Raw genomic sequence first — 15,907 nt, forward strand, 5'->3', positions numbered from 1 at the left:
GTCGCACCGTGGTCGCGTGCCCCCTCGCCTCCTGGACGAGCCGGAGCGGCTGCGCCAGGCGCTGACCCCGCTGCGGCGACAGCTGCTCGCCCGACTGCGTGACCCCGCGTCCGCCGCGCAGCTCGCCGCCGAGCTGGACCTGCCGCGCCAGCGGCTCGGGTACCACCTGCGCGTCCTGGAGGACGCCGGGCTCGTCGAGCTCGTCGAGGAGCGGCGGCGGCGGGGGTTCACCGAGCGACTGCTGCGCACCACCGCGACGGCCTTCGTCGTCGACCCGGACGTGCTGTCCGGCCGGTCGCCGGCCGAGTCCCCCGCGCACTCGGACAGCGCCATGGAGCACCCAGCGCACCTGGCCCGGGTCACCGCCCGCGGGGACCGGCACTCCGCCGACCACCTCGTCGAGGTCGCCGCCCGCACCGTCCGCGACGTCGCCCGGATGCAGGACGCCGCCGAGCGCGACGGTCGCCGGCTGCTCACCTTCACCGCCGAGACGGAGGTCCGGCTCGCCGCCCCCGCCGACGTCCACCGGTTCAGCGAGGCGATCGCCGCGGCGGTGGCGGACGTCGTCCGCGACTTCCACACACCCGACGGCCGGCCGTACCGGCTCGTCGCCACCGCGCACCCCGCCCCCCGACAGGAGACCGACGATGACCGACCGACCTGACCGGAACGACGACCTGCCCGTGATCGAGGTCCGTGTCGAGGCACCCCCCGACGCCGTGTGGCGGGCGCTTCGCGACCCGGACCTGCTGCGCCGGTGGCACGGCTGGCACTTCGACGGGCTGGACGAGGAGATCAGGGTCATCTACGCCCAGCCGGACGAGGTCGACGACGAGCAGCACGTCCTCGTCGTCCAAGGGGGCGACCGGTTCCTCCTGACGCCCGACAGCGGCGGCACGGTGGTCACGGTGACCCGCGCCCCGCACGGCACGGACCCCGAGTGGGACGCGTACTACGACGACGTCACCGAGGGGTGGACGACGTTCCTCCAGCAGCTGCGGTTCGGGCTCGAACGGCACGGGTTGGCGGATCGGCGCACTCTCTTCCTGTCCGGTGACCTCGAGGGCGCCGGCCCCCTGGCCGCTCTCGGCCTCGACGACGTCGCCGACCTGCCCGTCGGGGCCCGGTGGGCCGCCGACGTCGCACCGGGGGACGCGCTGACAGGCACGGTCTGGCACCGCTCGGACCATCAGCTGTTCCTCACCGTCGACCAGGTCGGCGACGGGCTCCTGGTGCTCGCCGGCACCCCGGTCACCTCCTACCGGCCGCGGCCCGGCGGCATGGTGCTGCTGACCGGCTACGGCCTGGACGACGCGGACGCGGCCGACCTCGAGCGCCGCTGGACGGCCTGGTGGGACGCGGTGCGGACCCCGGAGCAGCCCGTCACCGGGTGAGCCGGCGACCCGCGGCCCGCCGGGCCACGCAGGTCAGTGGTCGTCGCCGTGGCCGTCGTCCCCGTGGTCGTCCTCGTGCGAGTGCACCCCGGGCAGGTCGAGCCGGACGGTGTCCGGGACGCCCGCCCCGACGGTGGTCGTCGACAGGCTGATCCCTCCCGGCCCGGCACCGACGTCCACGGTGCCCACGGCGCGCATCGCGGTCAGGTCGACGACGGTGACGGTGGCGTCGTCGGTGTTGGTCACCCAAGCCCACCGGCCGGTGGGGTCGGCGACGACGCCGTGCGGTCCTGCACCCGTCGGGACCTGCGCGACGGCCGCCAGCGTGGCGGCGTCCAGCACGCTCAGCACCCGTCCCGGCGCCTCCTGCGTGCCCTCGTCCGCGACGAGCAGGTGGCCGCGGCTCGTCAGGTACACCTGCGCTGGGGCGGCGGTGACGGTCGCGCGGTGGGTGACCTCACCGGTGCGCAGGTCCACGCGGACGACCTCGGACGTCCCGGAGACCGACGCCCAGCCGACGGACCCGTCGTCCGACACGGCGGTCTGCACGGGACCGGGACCCACCGGGACGCTGCGGCGCACCGTGCCGCTGGCCACGTCGAGCACCTCGAGCGTCCCGGCGCCGGTGTTGGCGACCAGCGCGGTCGTCCCGTCGGCGCTGACCCGCAGGCCGTGCGGGGCGCCGGGCAGGTCGGTGCGGGACACCGGCCGCTCGCGCTCGTCGTACGCGACGACGCTCGGCTCCCCCGACGCCGTGACGAGCAGACCGCCCGGCCGCTCCACGACGTGCGCGGGGTGCGCCGACGTCCCGTTGCCACGAACCAGGCTGCCGTCGCCGGCGTCCAGGCGGATGACCCTGCCGGCCCCGGACAGCGCCCAGACCGCCGTCCCGTCCGCGGACGCCTGCACGTTGTGCGGTGCCTCCACGCCGGTCACGGTCGTCACGGTCGCGCCCGTCGCCGCGTCCAGCACGGTGAGGCTGTCCCCGTCCTCGTCGGCGACCCACACCGCGCCGGTGACGTCGGTGGGCGCCACGGCCGGCCCGGACGCCGGGTCGACGACACCGTCCCGTCGCTCGAAACCCGTTGAACCAGACGAACCGGACCAACCGGACGACGGAGCGCAGGACGTCGTCACGGCGACGGCCAGCAGCACCGCCGCGGCGACGCGACGCGGGTGGGGCACGGACACGGGTGACCTCCTCGGACCGGCCGCGTGGGGTGCTGACCGGCTCCAGGAACTGTCGGCCGCGCGTGAGGCCACCCTCAGAGTCGAAGGTCCCGACCCCGCGCGGGGGAGTCACCCGGACGGGCGACCCCGAACTGCCCCCCGTGACCTCTTGTGGACGGCGCGCCACGGGCCCTAGCGTCCCGGCCACCCAGCCGTGACCGAGAGGGTGACCCATGTCGAGACGCACGTCCCCGGGCAACGCGGGCCGATCCCCGCGCCCACGCACCGCCTTCCGCTCCACCATCGCCCTCGGAGCGGCTGTCGCCGTCGCCGGCGGCCTGGCAGCCGCCGTCCCGGCGTCCGCCGACGACAACCGCCTGACCGTCCGCGCCGCGAAGGACCGGGACTGCACCGCCCCGGCGAAGGGCGCCGGCGTCGACTCCTGGACCGTCACCGCACCCGTGAGCGGACTCGTCGAGGCCAAGGTCGACGGGTCCGGCGACTGGGACCTGGCCGTCCTCGACCCCGCCGGTGAGGCCGTCGCCGCCAGCGCCGGGTTCGGTGGCCGGGAGGTCGCCACCGGGTTCGTCGAGGCCGGCACCGAGCTCACCGTCCAGGGCTGCCTGCTCTCGGGCAAGGCCGGCAGCGTCCTCGTCGACCTGACGTTCCTGGAGATCCAGGGCGAGCCGGAGACGACGTCCCTGGTCGAGGTCCACACCCCGGAGCGCGCCGACAAGGACCGGCTCACCCAGCTGCCGCTGGACCTGACCGAGCACGCGACGCCCACGACCGTGGCCGTCGTCCTGCACGGCGAGGAGGACGCGCAGCTGCTGCGCGACAACGGCTTCACGTGGGACACCGAGGTCGCCGACATGGCGGCGCAGTCGCGGGCGGACCGGGCCGCGGACGCCGCGTTCTCCGCGGCCGTCGACGAGTCGGCGCTGCCGAGCGGGCGGACCACGTACCGGCGCCTGGCCGACTACGAGGCCGAGATGAAGGCGCTGGCCGAGCAGTACCCCGACATGGTCAAGCCCCTGACGCTGGCCGAGCCGACCGTCGAGGGCCGGATGGTCCACGGCATCGAGATCGCCACCGACGTCCACCGCGTCAACGACGGCAAGCCGATCCACCTGAACATGGGCGCCCACCACGCCCGCGAGTGGCCGTCCGCCGAGCACTCGATGGAGTGGGCGTACGAGCTCATCAACGGCTACGGCACCGACCCCGAGCTCACCGAGCTGCTCGACGAGGTGCGCGTCGTCGTCGTCCCCGTGATCAACCCGGACGGGTTCACGATCTCCCGCGAGGCCCCGACGACCGACGAGTTCGGCCTCTTCAGCTACGACATGAAGCGCAAGAACTGCTCCGTCTCCGAGTACACCCCGGAGCAGTACCGGGTCGGCACCTGCGCCGACAACCCCGCCGGCCGGCTGCGCGGCACCGACCTGAACCGCAACTACGGCGGCTTCTGGGGCGGTCCGGGCGCGAGCCCGACCTGGTCCAACGACACCTACCGCGGCGACGGGCCGTTCTCCGAGCCGGAGACCCGCAACGTCAAGCAGCTCGTCGGCACCCGGTCGGTGACCACGCTGATCACCAACCACACCTACAGCAACCTGTGGCTGCGCCCGCCGGGTGTGGCGGCGACCCGTCCCCCGCTCGAGGAGCCGATGTACGCGGCCCTCGGCGCCGCGGCGACGTCCCACAACGGGTACGCCAACATCCCGTCGTACGAGCTGTACGACACCACCGGCGGCACGGAGGACTGGACGTTCTGGACCGCGGGTGGTCTGGGCTTCACCCCGGAGATCGGTGACGAGGGCTTCCACCCCGCGTATGAGCGGGCCGTCGTGGCCGAGTACATGGGCCTGGAGCCGGCCGCCGGTGCCGGCCTGGGCGGCAACTCCGCCGCGTACCGGGAGATCCTGCGGGCCACCGCCGACCCGGCGTACCACTCGCGCATCACCGGTGTCGCACCGGCCGGGCACACCATCACGGTGAGCAAGGAGTTCACCACCGAGACGTCGCCGGTCGTCCAGACGGACGGCACCGTGGGCGAGCCGATCCGGTTCGAGGACTCCCTCGAGGCGACGTTCGACTCCCGCGGCGGGAAGTTCTCCTTCGCCGTCAACCCGTCGACGCGCCCGGTGGTCGCCGGCCGGTTCGGGCGCGAGCCCACCGGCCCCGCGCAGGACGCCCTCGCCCTGGTCAACCCCGACGGCATCCCCGAGGAGAACAAGGCCCTGGACTTCGACGGGCCCAAGGAGGTCGCCACCTTCACGGTCGAGGAGGGCTACGACAACGCCTTCGCGACGGTGGAGCTCGACTGGGGCAGCGCCGACGCCGCGGACTGGGACATGTACGTCCTCAACTCCGACGGGGACGTCGTGGCCAGCGCCGCCACCGGCGACGAGCCGGAGCGCGCGACCCTGCGCGACCCCGTGCCCGGCGAGTACACGGTGTACGTCTTCAACTACGACCAGACCGACCCGGCAAACCCGGACGACTGGACGGCGGGAGTCACCTTCCGCGGTCCGGACCCGATGGTCATCGGCGAGAAGGAGGCGTGGGTCATGACGTGCGAGACCCGCACCGGTCGCGTCGTCAGCGTCCGAGAGGTCGTCGTCGACCGCGGCGAGGCCGTGGACGTCGGACCGGCCTGCCGCCCGCAGCGCAAGCCGCGCAGCTAGCAGCACCACCACCACGCGACGGCCGCCCGTCACCCGCTCCGTGCGGGTGGCGGGCGGCCGTCCGCGTATCACCGGCAGGCGGGGCCACTCCTGACCCCCGACCGTGGCCGCCGGGCCGCGGACGGCAGAGGGGACCCGTCGTGACGTTCGCCTTCCTGGCCCATCCCCGGGCACGTCTGGCCGAGGACATGGGCCGCGTGTGGTCGCCACTGGGCCGGGTGCCCGAGCGCGTGTACGACACGGCCCTGCGCCGCCTGCCGGTGCCGACGCTGCGCCTGGCGACGGTGCACCTGGCCGGTCGCGAGCGCCCCGAGGGCAGCGTCCTGCTCGTCCCGTTCGGCGCCCGTCACCTGCTCGCCGACACCACCGAGGGACGACGCCGCATCGGCTCCGCGGTGGACCGCGCCGTGCGCGACGGTGTCGACGTCGTCGGGCTGGGCGCGCTGACCGCGCCCGTCACCGCCGGCGGCACGACGCTGGCCGGGCGCGCGGACGTCGGCGTGACGAACGGCAACGCCTACACCGCGGCCGTGGTCCACACCCAGCTGCGCCGGCTCCTGGACGACGCGCTGCCGGGTCGCGGGGGCGTGCCGCGGCCGGACCGGTCGGTGGCGATCGTCGGTGCGACCGGCAGCGTCGGCACCGCCCTGGTTCGGCTGGTTGCCCGCGGCGGCGACGCGGACCGGCTGGTCCTGGTGGCGCGGTCCGCGCCGCGGCTGCGCGACCTGGCGCGCGAGGTCGGCGGGGCCGTCCGCACCGAGGTGTCGACGGACGTCGCCGCGGCCGCGGACTGCGCGGTCGTCGTCCTGCTCACCGCGTCGGCCGACGCGGTCCTGGAACCCGCGCACCTGCGGCGGGGGGCCGTCGTCCTCGACGCGACGCAGCCGCGGGCGACCTCCCCCGACCTGGTGGCGGCCCGCCCCGACGTCCTCGTCGTCGACGGCGGGCTGGTCGAGGTGCCGACGCTGCGGCTGCGCGGCGGGAACGTGGGGCTCCCGCGGGGCCGGACGTTCGCGTGCCTGGCCGAGACGATGCTGCTGTCGCTGGCGGGTCACCGCGGGCACTTCTGCCTCGGCGCGCCGACGCTGGAGCAGGTCGACCACACGCGGGCGCTGGCGCAGGCGCACTCCCACCTGGGGTTCTGGACGGCGCCGACGACGTCGTTCGGCCACCACGTGCACCTGCCCGCCTCGACGCGGCTGCTGCGCTCGGTGCCGGCGCCGCGCACCGTGGACGTCCGGGAGCCGGCCGTGCGCGCGCACCTCGCGGGCGCGGTGGTGCGGCCGTGAACCCGGCCATGGAACCGGACGGGGCACCCGGCGGGCCGGGCCGCGTCGTCCTGCTCGGCGGCGGGTACGTGACGCTGCACGCCTACCGGTCGATCGTCCGGTCACTCGGGCGAGCGGTGTCCGGCGACGTCGAGGTCGTGGTGGTCAGCGCCGACGACGCGCACGCCTTCCACGGGTTCACCGGCGAGGTGCTCGCCGGCGAGCTGCCGCTGGACGTCACCCGCACCCCGCTGGTCTCCGTGATGCCGCGGGCGCGGGTCCTGCACGCGGTCGCGACGCACGTGGACGTCGCCGGCAGGACCGTCACGTGCCGGCGGGTGGCCGACGGACGGACGCAGACGCTGGGGTACGACGCGCTCGTCGTCGGGGTCGGCGGTCGGGAGCCCCTGGCCACCGTGCCTGGGTTGGCTGAGCACGGGTTCACGTTGCGCGGACCCGGTGACATCCGACGGGTCGCCGCCCACCTGGACCGGGTGCTGCGCGGCGCCCGTCCGGGCGCGGGACCGGCGTGGGCGCGCACGGTCGCGGTGGCCGGGGGCGGCCTCGCCGGCGCGGAGATGGCCGCCGCCGTCGCCGGTCGCGGTCGCGCCTCGGGTGCCGGGCTGCGCGTCGTCCTCGTGCAATCGGGGGACGTGGTCGTGCCGGGGCTGGCGTCGACGCAGCCCCGGCTGGCCACCCGGTGCGCGGCCGAGCTCGACCGGCTCGGGGTGGAGGTGGTGACCGGCCGGCGGCTGGTGGAGGTCACGGCTGCGGGCGCCGCCCTGGACGACGGCACCGTCGTGCCTGCGGCGACGGTCCTCGGCATGGTCGGGCAGCGTCCCGTCGCCGTGCCCGGCCTGGACGTGCTGGCCACCGACGAGCGCGGTCGGCTCCTCACCGGACCGGACCTGCGCGTGGCGCCCGGGGTGTGGGCGGCCGGTGACGTGGCCCGGGTGCGGCACCCGCTGACCGGCGTCCCGGTCCCCGCGAACGCCCTGTGGGCGATCAAGGCGGGGGCGCACGCGGGGACGAACGTCGCCCGCGCGCTGACGGGGCGCCGTCCGCGGGTGTTCCGCTACCCCGGGCTGGGGCAGGCCGCGTCCTTCGGCCGCGGCCGGTCGGTGGTCGAGCTGTACGGGGTGCCGTTCACCGGGTGGGCCGCTTGGCTGCTGCGGTTGGTGTTCCTCCTGCGGTTCATGCCGTCACGGCGGCGGGCCGCACGGGTGCTGGGGCTGACGGTCCGGCGGACGAAGCCACCCGCGCCGGCCCCGGTGGACGCGGCCGTCCGATTCCCCCGGCCGCGGCAGCCCGCGGCACTGGAGTCCCTCGGCGGCTGACCAGCCGCGGCCCGCGACCGCCCGTGCCGACTGGCGGGCTCGCGGTCGTCACCGAGCGACGGGGTCGCGCCGTGTCACGCTGTCCCGGACGTCGATCACGTCGAGCGCGTGGTCCTCGTCGAGCTCGCGGTGGCGGGTCTCCGAGTACGTGGCCACGGCGACGACGCTGATCAGGCCGCACACGGCGAGGTAGGTGGCGATGGCCCACCCGTTGCCGTACCGGGCGAGCAGGGCCGTCGCGATGATCGGCGCCAGGCCGCCGGCCAGGATCGAGGAGAGCTGGTACCCGATGGAGACGCCGGAGTAGCGGACCTTCGTGCCGAACAGCTCGGAGAAGAACGCCGACTGGGGTCCGTACATCGCGCCGTGGAAGAGCAGCCCACCGACGACCGCGAGCACGGTCAGCGGGAAGCTCTGCGTGTCGACCAGGGCGATGAACACGAAGCCCCACACGCCCACGCCCACGGCCCCGACGAGGTAGACGGGCCGGCGTCCCACCCGGTCGGACAGCGCGCCCCACATCGGGATGGTGGCGAAGTGCACCACCGCACCGATGAGCACGGCGTTGAGGACGAACGACCTGTCCGTGTCGTAGCGGGTGACGAGGTACGTGGTGATGACGATGGTGAACACGTAGTATGAGACGTTCTCCGCGAAGCGGGCGCCCATCGCCGTAAGCACCTCGCGCGGGTAGCGGCGCAGCACCTGCAGGATCGGCAGCTGCTCGCGGGTCCCGGTGGCGGCCTCCCGCTCGGCGACCCGGCGCTGCGCCTCCCGGAAGACCGGGGACTCCTCGACCTGCAGCCGCACGTACAGCCCGACGAGGACGAGGACCGCCGAGAGCAGGAACGGGATCCGCCAGCCCCAGGCGAGGAACGCCTCCTGGGACTGGAACGCCGCGAGCAGCGCGAGGACGCCGTTGGCGAGCAGCTGACCGCCCGGGGCGCCGGCCTGCGGCCAGGACGCCCAGAACCCTCGCCGGTTCTTGTCGCCGTGCTCGGACACGATGAGGACGGCGCCGCCCCACTCCCCGCCGAGCGCGAAGCCCTGGACGAGGCGGAGCAACGTCAGCAGGACGGGCGCGAGGCCACCGACCTGCGCGTACGTCGGCAGCAGCCCGATCGCGAACGTCGCGACACCCATCATCAGCAGGCTGAGGACGAGCAGCTTCTTGCGGCCGAGCCGGTCGCCGTAGTGCCCGAAGACCACACCGCCCACCGGGCGGGCGACGAAGCCGACCGCGAAGGTGGCGAACGACAGCAGGGTGCCGGTGAGCTCGTCGCCCTCGGGGAAGAACACCTGACCGAAGACGAGGCTCGCGGCCACGCCGTAGAGGAAGAAGTCGTACCACTCGACGGTGGTCCCGACGAGGCTGGCGCCGACGACCTTGCGGATGGGCGTCCGGTTCGGGGTGGGGCTCGCCGTCGAGCCCGGTGCGCTGGTGGACATGCCGACGAACGCTAGGAGCCGGCCTTCACCCACGTGATGTGTCCGCGGCACGGTCCTGCGGCGCTTCCCCTGGGCTGCGGCGACATGTCCGGTTCGCGCGGTTTCGGCGTGCGCCGTCCCACGCCGGGGTTTCAGACCGGTGGGTGGTCGCGCGAGCCTCGGGCGAGCCCCACCACCCCGACGGCCGCCACGAGCAGCCCGGTGACCATCGCCGCGCCCCCGGACGCTGAAGCCCTGCCGGGCGCCAGGGTGAGGAGCAGCTCAGCCGCGCGAGCGGTGGACGCCGACCCCGTGGCGGTACGCGAGGTCGTCGCCCAGGTAGCCGCTGAGCCCGACGACGAGGAGGGCGCCGGTCGCGAGCCGGCGACCCGCGCTGCGGCGGCCGGCACGGCGGGCGCGCAGGGACGCCACGTACAGGGCGAGCGCCAGGTAGTTGAGGCCGGCGTGTACGGCGGTCTGGCGGCGACTCGCGCCGCGCGTGTCGAGGAACTGCACCAGACCCGTGACGGCGGCCGGGAGGGCAGTGAGCACGCCGACGCGCAGGGCTGCGTCGGCGACCTGGTCGTGGTCCGGCTGCCCGGAGATGGCACCGCGCAGGTCGTACCAGCCCGTCACGCTCCAGGCGCCGACGGGCACCATCACGATCACCGGGTGCAGCGGGTGGCCGAGCCAGTCGTTGCCCCGCAGCGTCGCGGTCACCGCCTGGGCGGCTGCCGTCCTGCTCGCGACCGCTCGGAGCCGTCGCTGCGCCGCGCTGGTCCCGTCGTCCAGTCGGCTGTCACGCCCCGGCACCGCAGCGTCGACGACGCGGGTGAGCCACGGGGACCTGCCGTGCCGGCCGGACCGGGGTGCCCGGGCCGCCGCCCGGGCGACCCGGCTGACCTGTCGAGTGCGGTGCACGTGCACGGGTGCTCCCTCCACGAACCGGTCAGGGACCGGCTGGCTCTCTCAGTCGGGCGGTTCGACGGGCGTCGGTTCGTCCTTCAGCTCGGTCAGGTCGTCGGCGCTGACGGTCTCGTCGTCCTCGCGCGGGCCCGTGCCGGATCCCGGTAGCTCGACCGCAGGCTCGTGCTCGTCGTCGGGTGTGCGTTCGTCGTCGGGGCGTTCCCGCCCGCTGGCCATGGCGCCTCCTCGTGGTCACCTACCCCCGGCGGCGGGACTGAAACGCACGGGGTCAGAGCACCCCGCGAGGGCGGAACTGGACGCTGATCCGCGGACCCACGGGCCTCGCGGTCTTGGGGACGGCGTGGTCCCAGGTCCGCTGGCACGACCCGCCCATCACGACCAGGTCCCCGTGGCCGAGCGCGTACCGAAGGGTCGGACCGCCGCCGTCCCGCGGGCGCAGCAGCAGGTTGCGCGGTGCGCCGAGGGAGACGATCGCGACCATCGTGTCCTGGCTGCGACTGCGGCCGATCCGGTCGCCGTGCCAGGCGACGGAGTCCCGGCCGTCCCGGTAGAAGCACAGCCCCGCCGTCCGGAAGGGTTCGCCGAGCTCGGCCAGGTAGTGCGCCGACAGGGCGTCGCGGGCGGCGTCCAGGAGCGGGTCGGGCAGCGGGTCGCGCTCGCCGTAGAACGAAAGGAGGCGGGGGACGTCGACCTCCCGCTCGTACATCTGCCGCCGCTCCGCCCGCCACGGGACGTCGGTGGCCAACCGCTCGAACAGGTCGTCGGCGCCGTGCACCCAGCCGGGCAGGACGTCGACCCACGCGCCGTGCGCGAGGACGGTGCGCTCGAGCCGGCCGTCCAGCGGCCCGAACCAGGCCGACCCGCTGCGGTTCGACGCCGCCGCGCCAGCGGTGTCGTCGTCGTCCAGGGCGTCCAGCAGCGAACCCTGCAGCGTCACGCTCATGGGCACAGGCTACGCGTGTTCGAACGGGTGTTCTAGTGCAGCGCCAGGGCGACCGGCGTCAGCCGTTCGCGGTGAGCTCGAAGAAGACGACCTGCGGCGGGGCGTTGATCCGCATCGGCAGCAGACTGAACCCGAGACCGCAGGTGACGAACAGCGTGTTGCTCTCGGCGCCGTACCCCTGCGGCGCGAAGCCGTCGGCGACGACGGCCTCCTCGTCGGAGAGGCCGAGGTAGGACCAGTCCGGCGCACCGGGAAGGGCGACCTGCCCGCAGTGCGTGTGCCCCGCCACGGCCAAGGGCGCGCTGCCGGCGGGGAGCGAGGGGAAGCTGGTGGGGTTGTGCATGAGCACGATCCGCGGCGCGGCGTCCGGCACGCCACGCAGCGCCGCTTCGGCATCCGCCAGACCCGCCCGCTCGGAACCCAGGCCGACGACGTGCAGCGGCTGCGAGGGGCCCCCAGGCGCCGGATGGTCCACGGTGACGGCCTCGTTCTGCAGGACCTGGACGCCTCGCCCCTCCAGCGCGGCGGTCAGCTCCTCGGTCGCGCCGACGGCGTGGTCGTGGTTGCCCAGCACGGCGACGACCTGCGCGTCGCCGTCGAGGACCGGGGCGAGCAGGTCCAGCACCGTGTCGGCCTGCCGCGTGGGGTCGGGGTCGCTGCTGTACAGGAAGTCGCCGCCGAGGAGCACCACGTCCGGATCGGCCTCGGCCACCCGGTCCACCGCCCGCTCGACCATGCCGGTGTTCGCGAACCACATCCCCACCTGCAGGTCGGACAGGACGGCGACCTCCGCGCCCTCCCACTCGTCACCCAACCCGGGGACCTCCTGGGTGTACCGACGCTCGTCGAGGACGACCCGTGGCTCGACGAGCACGCCGTAGACGAGCAGCAACGCCAGGACGACGGCGAGCACCGCTGCCGCGCGCTTGAGCACCGAGCCCACGCACCCTCCTGCCTCCGTGCCTCGTCGCAGCGTCTCCCGGCGGCTGGGGTCACGCATCCCCGAAAGACCCTTGGCACAGAGGCCGCCACGGGGACGTGCGACCTCAGCGTTCCGACCGCCGGCGGACCGCCGCCTTGCCTCCACCGGACCGCTCCACCAGCCACAGCGAGCCGGAGCCGGAGGTCTGCCAGGTCGTCGGGGGCTCGCCGGGCCGCCCCACGCGGACGCAGGTGTCCTCGTCGATCCCCACGGCTGCGCGGACCGCCCCGCTCGCCACCAGCGCGGTCGCCCGGCCGAGGGTTCCCGCCTGCGCGGTGTGCACGTCGACGGTCACGTCGACGAGGCCCAGGCCAGGCCGGCAGGTGACCTCGTCCAGGCCCTCCGACCACTCGCGCGGGCAGACTGCGGTGCCACCCAGCCGGTACCCACCGACGAGGGCGGTTCGGGCGGCGACCATCGCGCCGGCGGACAGGCCGAGGTACGGCAGGCCGTCCCCCACGAGGTCGCGGAGGCGTGCCGCCACGGGCAGCAGCCCGTCCAAGTAGGCCGGGGTCGGGCCGCCGGCCACGACGAGTCCGTCGACGTCGTCCAGTACAACCGGGTCGGCTGGGCTACCGACCCGCAGCGGAATGGGGACGACCGCGAGCTCCGCGTCCGGCGAGGCGTCGCGCAGTGCGCGCGCGTAGTGCGGGAGGAAGTGGTCAGCGCTGCCGTGCTCGTCGACGAGCACGACGCCGATGCGGGTGCTGACCCGACCGAGGTGACCCCGGCCCCGGGCAGCTGCCTCGTCGACGAAGGGCCGCAGGAGCCCGGCGGTCGAGAGGGTGTCGACACCGCCGCCGACGAGTGTGGTGGTCACCTCCGCAGCGTAGAGGCTCGTTGTCAACCAACTGGTTGACAAACCTCCGTGCTGCGGGCACGGTTGTTCAACCAGGTAGTTGAGAAAGGACCACGGTGGCCGCAGACCCGCTCTCCAAGGCGTTCGCCGCTCTCGCCGACCCCACCCGGCGGGACATGGTGAGCCGCCTCGCCAGCGGCGACGCCACCGTCACCGAGCTCGCCGGCTCCTACGACGTCAGCGTCCAGGCCGTCTCCAAGCACCTGCGGGTGCTCGAGGACGCCGGCCTGGTGAGCAGGACCCGGCGGGCCCAGGAACGCCCCGCGCACCTCGAGGCGGAGGTGCTGAGCCTCATGACGAAGTGGATCGAGCGCTACCGCCGGCAGCTGGAGGAGCGCTACCAGCGCCTGGACGACGTCCTGCGCGACCTGCCTGACGAACCCGCAACCGACCGACCGACCGAGGGAGAGAAGCCATGACCACCACCACCCACCCCGAGACCACCATCGAGCTGGACGAGAAGGTCCCGCTCGTCAGGATCACCCGCGAGTTCGACGCCCCCGTCGACAAGGTGTACCGCGCGCACGTCGAGCCCGACCTCGTCGCCCGCTGGATGGGTCCGCGCGACCTCACGATGAGCATCGACCACTGGGACTGCCGCACCGGCGGCTCCTACCGGTACGTCCACACGGACGCCGCCGGCGAGGAGTACGCCTTCCGCGGCTGCTTCCACGAGGTCCGACCGAACGAGACGGTCGTGCAGACCTTCACCTACGAGGGCTTCCCGGACTCCGTCTCCCTCGAGCGGCTCGTGCTCGAGGACCTCGGCGGTGGCCGCACCCGGATCGTCGGCACGTCGCTGCTGGACTCCTTCGAGGCGCGGGACGCGTTCGTCGCCAGCGGCATGGAGACCGGGATCACGGAGGGCTACGAGCAGCTCGACGAGGTCCTCGCCGAGGGGTGACGGCCGCCGTCCACCCGCAGGACGCCACCGCCCGACCTCGACCCCCGGGCGGCGGCGTTCGCCTACGCTGCGACCGGTGACGACCCCCGCCCGCGAGCGCGGCGCCGACCGCGACCTCGCCCTGCTGCGCGCCTACGAGCCGGTGCTGCGGTTCACCGCGGGCGAGGTCTTCCTCCCGATGTCGGTCGACTCCTACGTACGCGCGTGCACGCTGTGGCGCATCGAGCCGTCCCACGGCCGGCCGGCACCCGTCGAGCTCGACGGCGACCTGGACCCCGACCGGCTCGCCGAGCTGGGACGGCGGCACGCCTCCGAGTCGCTGTCGCTGCGGTTCGTCTCCGAGCCGCTGTCACGCCGCGAGGTCCTGCGGTGGCGCCGCGACCCCGCCCGGCCCCGGTTCCGTCCGAGCGCCCGGTTCGCCGCCGTCGGCCTGCTCGGCCGGGTCGTCGACGCACTCGTCCGGCTCTCCCTGGTCTTCCGGGGACGGGTGCCGGGCGGCACGGCGTCCGCAGCCGGCGTCCGCTACCTCGCGCTACCCGACCGCGACACCCACCCGTACTACGGCCGGGTGACCCGGGACGGCGGGTACGTCGCCCTGCAGTACTGGTTCCTGTACGCGATGAACGACTGGCGCTCCAGCTTCACCGGCGTCAACGACCACGAGGCCGACTGGGAGCAGGTCACCGTCTACGTCGCCGAGGAGGACGTCGCCGGGTGGGCACCCGACCACGGCGACCCACCGGCCCGGCCGGCCTGGGTGGCGTTCTCCTCGCACGACGAGACCGGTCCCGACCTGCGCCGGCGCTCCGACGACCCGGACCTGACGTGGGTCGGCCATCACCCCGTCGTGTTCGTCGGGGCCGGGTCGCACTCCGGCGCGTACCTGCCCGGCGAGTACCTCGTCACCGTCCAGCCGCCCGGGCTGCAGCGGGTCCAGGCCGTCTTCCGCGCCGTCGCCGGCCGGGTGGCCCCTTGGACGCCGAAGCGGCACACCTCGACCCTCGGCATCCCCTACGTGGACTACCGGCGCGGGGACGGCGTGACCCTCGGCCCGGGCGGGGACGGCGTGACCCTCGGCCCGGGCGGGGACCGTCCGTGGACGCCCGTGCTCGTCGACGACACCACCCCGTGGGTCCGCGACTACCGCGGGCTGTGGGGGCTGGACACCTCCGACCCGCTCGGCGGCGAGCGCGCCCCCGCGGGCCCGCGCTACGAGCGGGCCGGTGACCTGCGCCGGGCGTGGACGGACCCGGTCGGGTGGGCCGCGCTGGACGCCGAGCCGCCCACGGCCCGGGCCGCGCGCGCCGTCCTGCACCAGCGGCTGCCCGAGGTCGACGAGCAGGTGGCGGCGCTCGAGGCGGCGGTGGACGACGTCCGGGAGCGGCTGCGGCGCGCGCACGCCGGGGCACAGGCCCTGCACCGCACGACGGGCCGGCACGGCGTCCACGAGCCCGCCGACGTCCTGGCCGCGGAGCTCGCCCGGGAGCGCGCCCGGCTGCTGGAGCTGCGCCGCGAGCGCGAAGCCGTCGACGCCGTCCTGACCGACCCGCTGCCCCCGCCGCACCCGCACGCGCACCTGCGGCACCGGCCGCTGCCGGACCTCGACCCCGCCAAGACGCCCGGCGCGCTGGCGCACGCGTGGTCGATGATCTCGGTGTCGGTGCTGCTGCTGGGGATGGCCGCGGTCTTCCTGATCGAGAGCACCGTGTGGGTCCCGGTGCTGCTCGGCCTCATCCTCGGCGTGCTGTTCGTGGAGTCGCTCGCCCGCGGCCGCACCCGCCGCTTCGTCGCGAACAGCACGGCGGTCGTCGCCACGATCGTGCCGGTCGTCGTCCTGGTCGGGGCGTTCGTCCTCAACTGGAGGCTGGGCGTGGCGGTCGTGCTGGCCGTCGCCGCGCTGGCCCTGCTCGTCGCCAACCTGCGCGACTTCCTCGCCAAGCGCTGACCCCCTTGCTCACGACACGCCGGCTTTGCTCACTGAGGTGGGCGTGTCGCGGCCGTTTCG

Annotated in this window: 15 protein-coding genes; 8 read left to right on the plus strand and 7 right to left on the minus strand. The window is 74.7% G+C overall.

Features of this window, described 5'->3' with window-relative positions; all coding sequences use genetic code 11:
- Positions 1–16: 16 nt before the first annotated feature.
- Positions 17–664 (plus strand): helix-turn-helix domain-containing protein, encoded by a 648-nt coding sequence (locus ACYVQV_RS16725; RefSeq protein ID WP_461024452.1) that lies wholly within the window; start codon positions 17–19, stop codon positions 662–664.
- Positions 648–1,394, plus strand: coding sequence for an SRPBCC family protein (locus tag ACYVQV_RS16730; RefSeq protein WP_461024453.1), 747 nt, complete (start codon positions 648–650; stop codon positions 1,392–1,394). The genes ACYVQV_RS16725 and ACYVQV_RS16730 overlap by 17 nt, the downstream gene beginning before the upstream one ends.
- Positions 1,395–1,427: 33 nt before the next feature.
- Here ACYVQV_RS16730 and ACYVQV_RS16735 read toward each other — a convergent pair whose 3' ends face one another.
- Positions 1,428–2,585, minus strand: a complete 1,158-nt coding sequence (locus ACYVQV_RS16735; protein ID WP_461024454.1) for a YncE family protein — start codon at positions 2,583–2,585, stop codon at positions 1,428–1,430.
- 212 nt (positions 2,586–2,797) lie between these two features.
- Between ACYVQV_RS16735 and ACYVQV_RS16740 the strand changes: the two genes are divergently transcribed.
- The 3 genes from ACYVQV_RS16740 (at position 2,798) to ACYVQV_RS16750 (ending at position 7,859) form a co-directional block, all read left to right on the plus strand.
- Positions 2,798–5,254: a M14 family zinc carboxypeptidase gene (locus tag ACYVQV_RS16740; protein ID WP_461024455.1), complete on the plus strand. Its 2,457-nt coding sequence runs from the start codon at positions 2,798–2,800 to the stop codon at positions 5,252–5,254.
- A 140-nt stretch (positions 5,255–5,394) separates the two neighbouring features.
- The gene (locus ACYVQV_RS16745) at positions 5,395–6,543 is read left to right on the plus strand and encodes an NAD(P)-binding domain-containing protein (protein WP_461024456.1); all 1,149 of its coding nucleotides are present in this window, start codon (positions 5,395–5,397) and stop codon (positions 6,541–6,543) included.
- Positions 6,540–7,859: an NAD(P)/FAD-dependent oxidoreductase gene (locus tag ACYVQV_RS16750; RefSeq protein ID WP_461024457.1), complete on the plus strand. Its 1,320-nt coding sequence runs from the start codon at positions 6,540–6,542 to the stop codon at positions 7,857–7,859. Before ACYVQV_RS16745 ends, ACYVQV_RS16750 begins: the two co-directional genes overlap by 4 nt.
- Before the next feature lie 48 nt (positions 7,860–7,907).
- Here ACYVQV_RS16750 and ACYVQV_RS16755 read toward each other — a convergent pair whose 3' ends face one another.
- The 6 genes from ACYVQV_RS16755 to ACYVQV_RS16780 all read right to left on the minus strand — a co-directional run bounded on the left by ACYVQV_RS16755 (position 7,908) and on the right by ACYVQV_RS16780 (position 12,959).
- Positions 7,908–9,308: an MFS transporter gene (locus tag ACYVQV_RS16755; RefSeq protein WP_461024458.1), complete on the minus strand. Its 1,401-nt coding sequence runs from the start codon at positions 9,306–9,308 to the stop codon at positions 7,908–7,910.
- Positions 9,309–9,569: 261 nt separating this feature from the next.
- A complete protein-coding gene (locus ACYVQV_RS16760) occupies positions 9,570–10,007 on the minus strand; it encodes a DUF2231 domain-containing protein (protein ID WP_461024459.1) in 438 nt (145 codons plus the stop codon).
- Between the two features lie 249 nt (positions 10,008–10,256).
- On the minus strand, positions 10,257–10,430 hold the full coding sequence (locus tag ACYVQV_RS16765; protein WP_461024460.1) for a hypothetical protein: 174 nt from the start codon (positions 10,428–10,430) through the stop codon (positions 10,257–10,259).
- 52 nt (positions 10,431–10,482) lie between these two features.
- The gene (locus ACYVQV_RS16770) at positions 10,483–11,157 is read right to left on the minus strand and encodes an alpha-ketoglutarate-dependent dioxygenase AlkB family protein (RefSeq protein WP_461024461.1); all 675 of its coding nucleotides are present in this window, start codon (positions 11,155–11,157) and stop codon (positions 10,483–10,485) included.
- A 58-nt stretch (positions 11,158–11,215) separates the two neighbouring features.
- On the minus strand, positions 11,216–12,100 hold the full coding sequence (locus tag ACYVQV_RS16775) for a metallophosphoesterase (RefSeq protein ID WP_461024462.1): 885 nt from the start codon (positions 12,098–12,100) through the stop codon (positions 11,216–11,218).
- 103 nt (positions 12,101–12,203) lie between these two features.
- On the minus strand, positions 12,204–12,959 hold the full coding sequence (locus ACYVQV_RS16780) for a Type 1 glutamine amidotransferase-like domain-containing protein (protein WP_461024463.1): 756 nt from the start codon (positions 12,957–12,959) through the stop codon (positions 12,204–12,206).
- Between the two features lie 95 nt (positions 12,960–13,054).
- On the opposite strand from ACYVQV_RS16780, the gene ACYVQV_RS16785 reads away from it, so the two are divergent.
- The 3 genes from ACYVQV_RS16785 (at position 13,055) to ACYVQV_RS16795 (ending at position 15,847) form a co-directional block, all read left to right on the plus strand.
- Positions 13,055–13,417, plus strand: a complete 363-nt coding sequence (locus ACYVQV_RS16785; RefSeq protein ID WP_461024464.1) for an ArsR/SmtB family transcription factor — start codon at positions 13,055–13,057, stop codon at positions 13,415–13,417.
- Positions 13,414–13,902 (plus strand): SRPBCC family protein, encoded by a 489-nt coding sequence (locus ACYVQV_RS16790; protein ID WP_461024465.1) that lies wholly within the window; start codon positions 13,414–13,416, stop codon positions 13,900–13,902. Before ACYVQV_RS16785 ends, ACYVQV_RS16790 begins: the two co-directional genes overlap by 4 nt.
- 76 nt (positions 13,903–13,978) lie before the next feature.
- Positions 13,979–15,847, plus strand: coding sequence for a hypothetical protein (locus ACYVQV_RS16795; protein ID WP_461024466.1), 1,869 nt, complete (start codon positions 13,979–13,981; stop codon positions 15,845–15,847).
- The last annotated feature ends 60 nt before the right edge of the window (positions 15,848–15,907 follow it).

It is taken from the genome of Thalassiella azotivora (assembly GCF_054781695.1).

What these genes read in the sequence shown, in the direction of transcription:
- ACYVQV_RS16730 (WP_461024453.1), top strand. Translation starts at nt 648, where the DNA reads ATGACCGACCGACCTGACCGGAACGACGACCTGCCCGTGATCGAGGTC.
- ACYVQV_RS16765 (WP_461024460.1), bottom strand. Translation starts at nt 10,430, where the DNA reads ATGGCCAGCGGGCGGGAACGCCCCGACGACGAACGCACACCCGACGAC.
- ACYVQV_RS16740 (WP_461024455.1), top strand. Translation starts at nt 2,798, where the DNA reads ATGTCGAGACGCACGTCCCCGGGCAACGCGGGCCGATCCCCGCGCCCA.
- ACYVQV_RS16770 (WP_461024461.1), bottom strand. Translation starts at nt 11,157, where the DNA reads ATGAGCGTGACGCTGCAGGGTTCGCTGCTGGACGCCCTGGACGACGAC.
- ACYVQV_RS16755 (WP_461024458.1), bottom strand. Translation starts at nt 9,308, where the DNA reads ATGTCCACCAGCGCACCGGGCTCGACGGCGAGCCCCACCCCGAACCGG.
- ACYVQV_RS16790 (WP_461024465.1), top strand. Translation starts at nt 13,414, where the DNA reads ATGACCACCACCACCCACCCCGAGACCACCATCGAGCTGGACGAGAAG.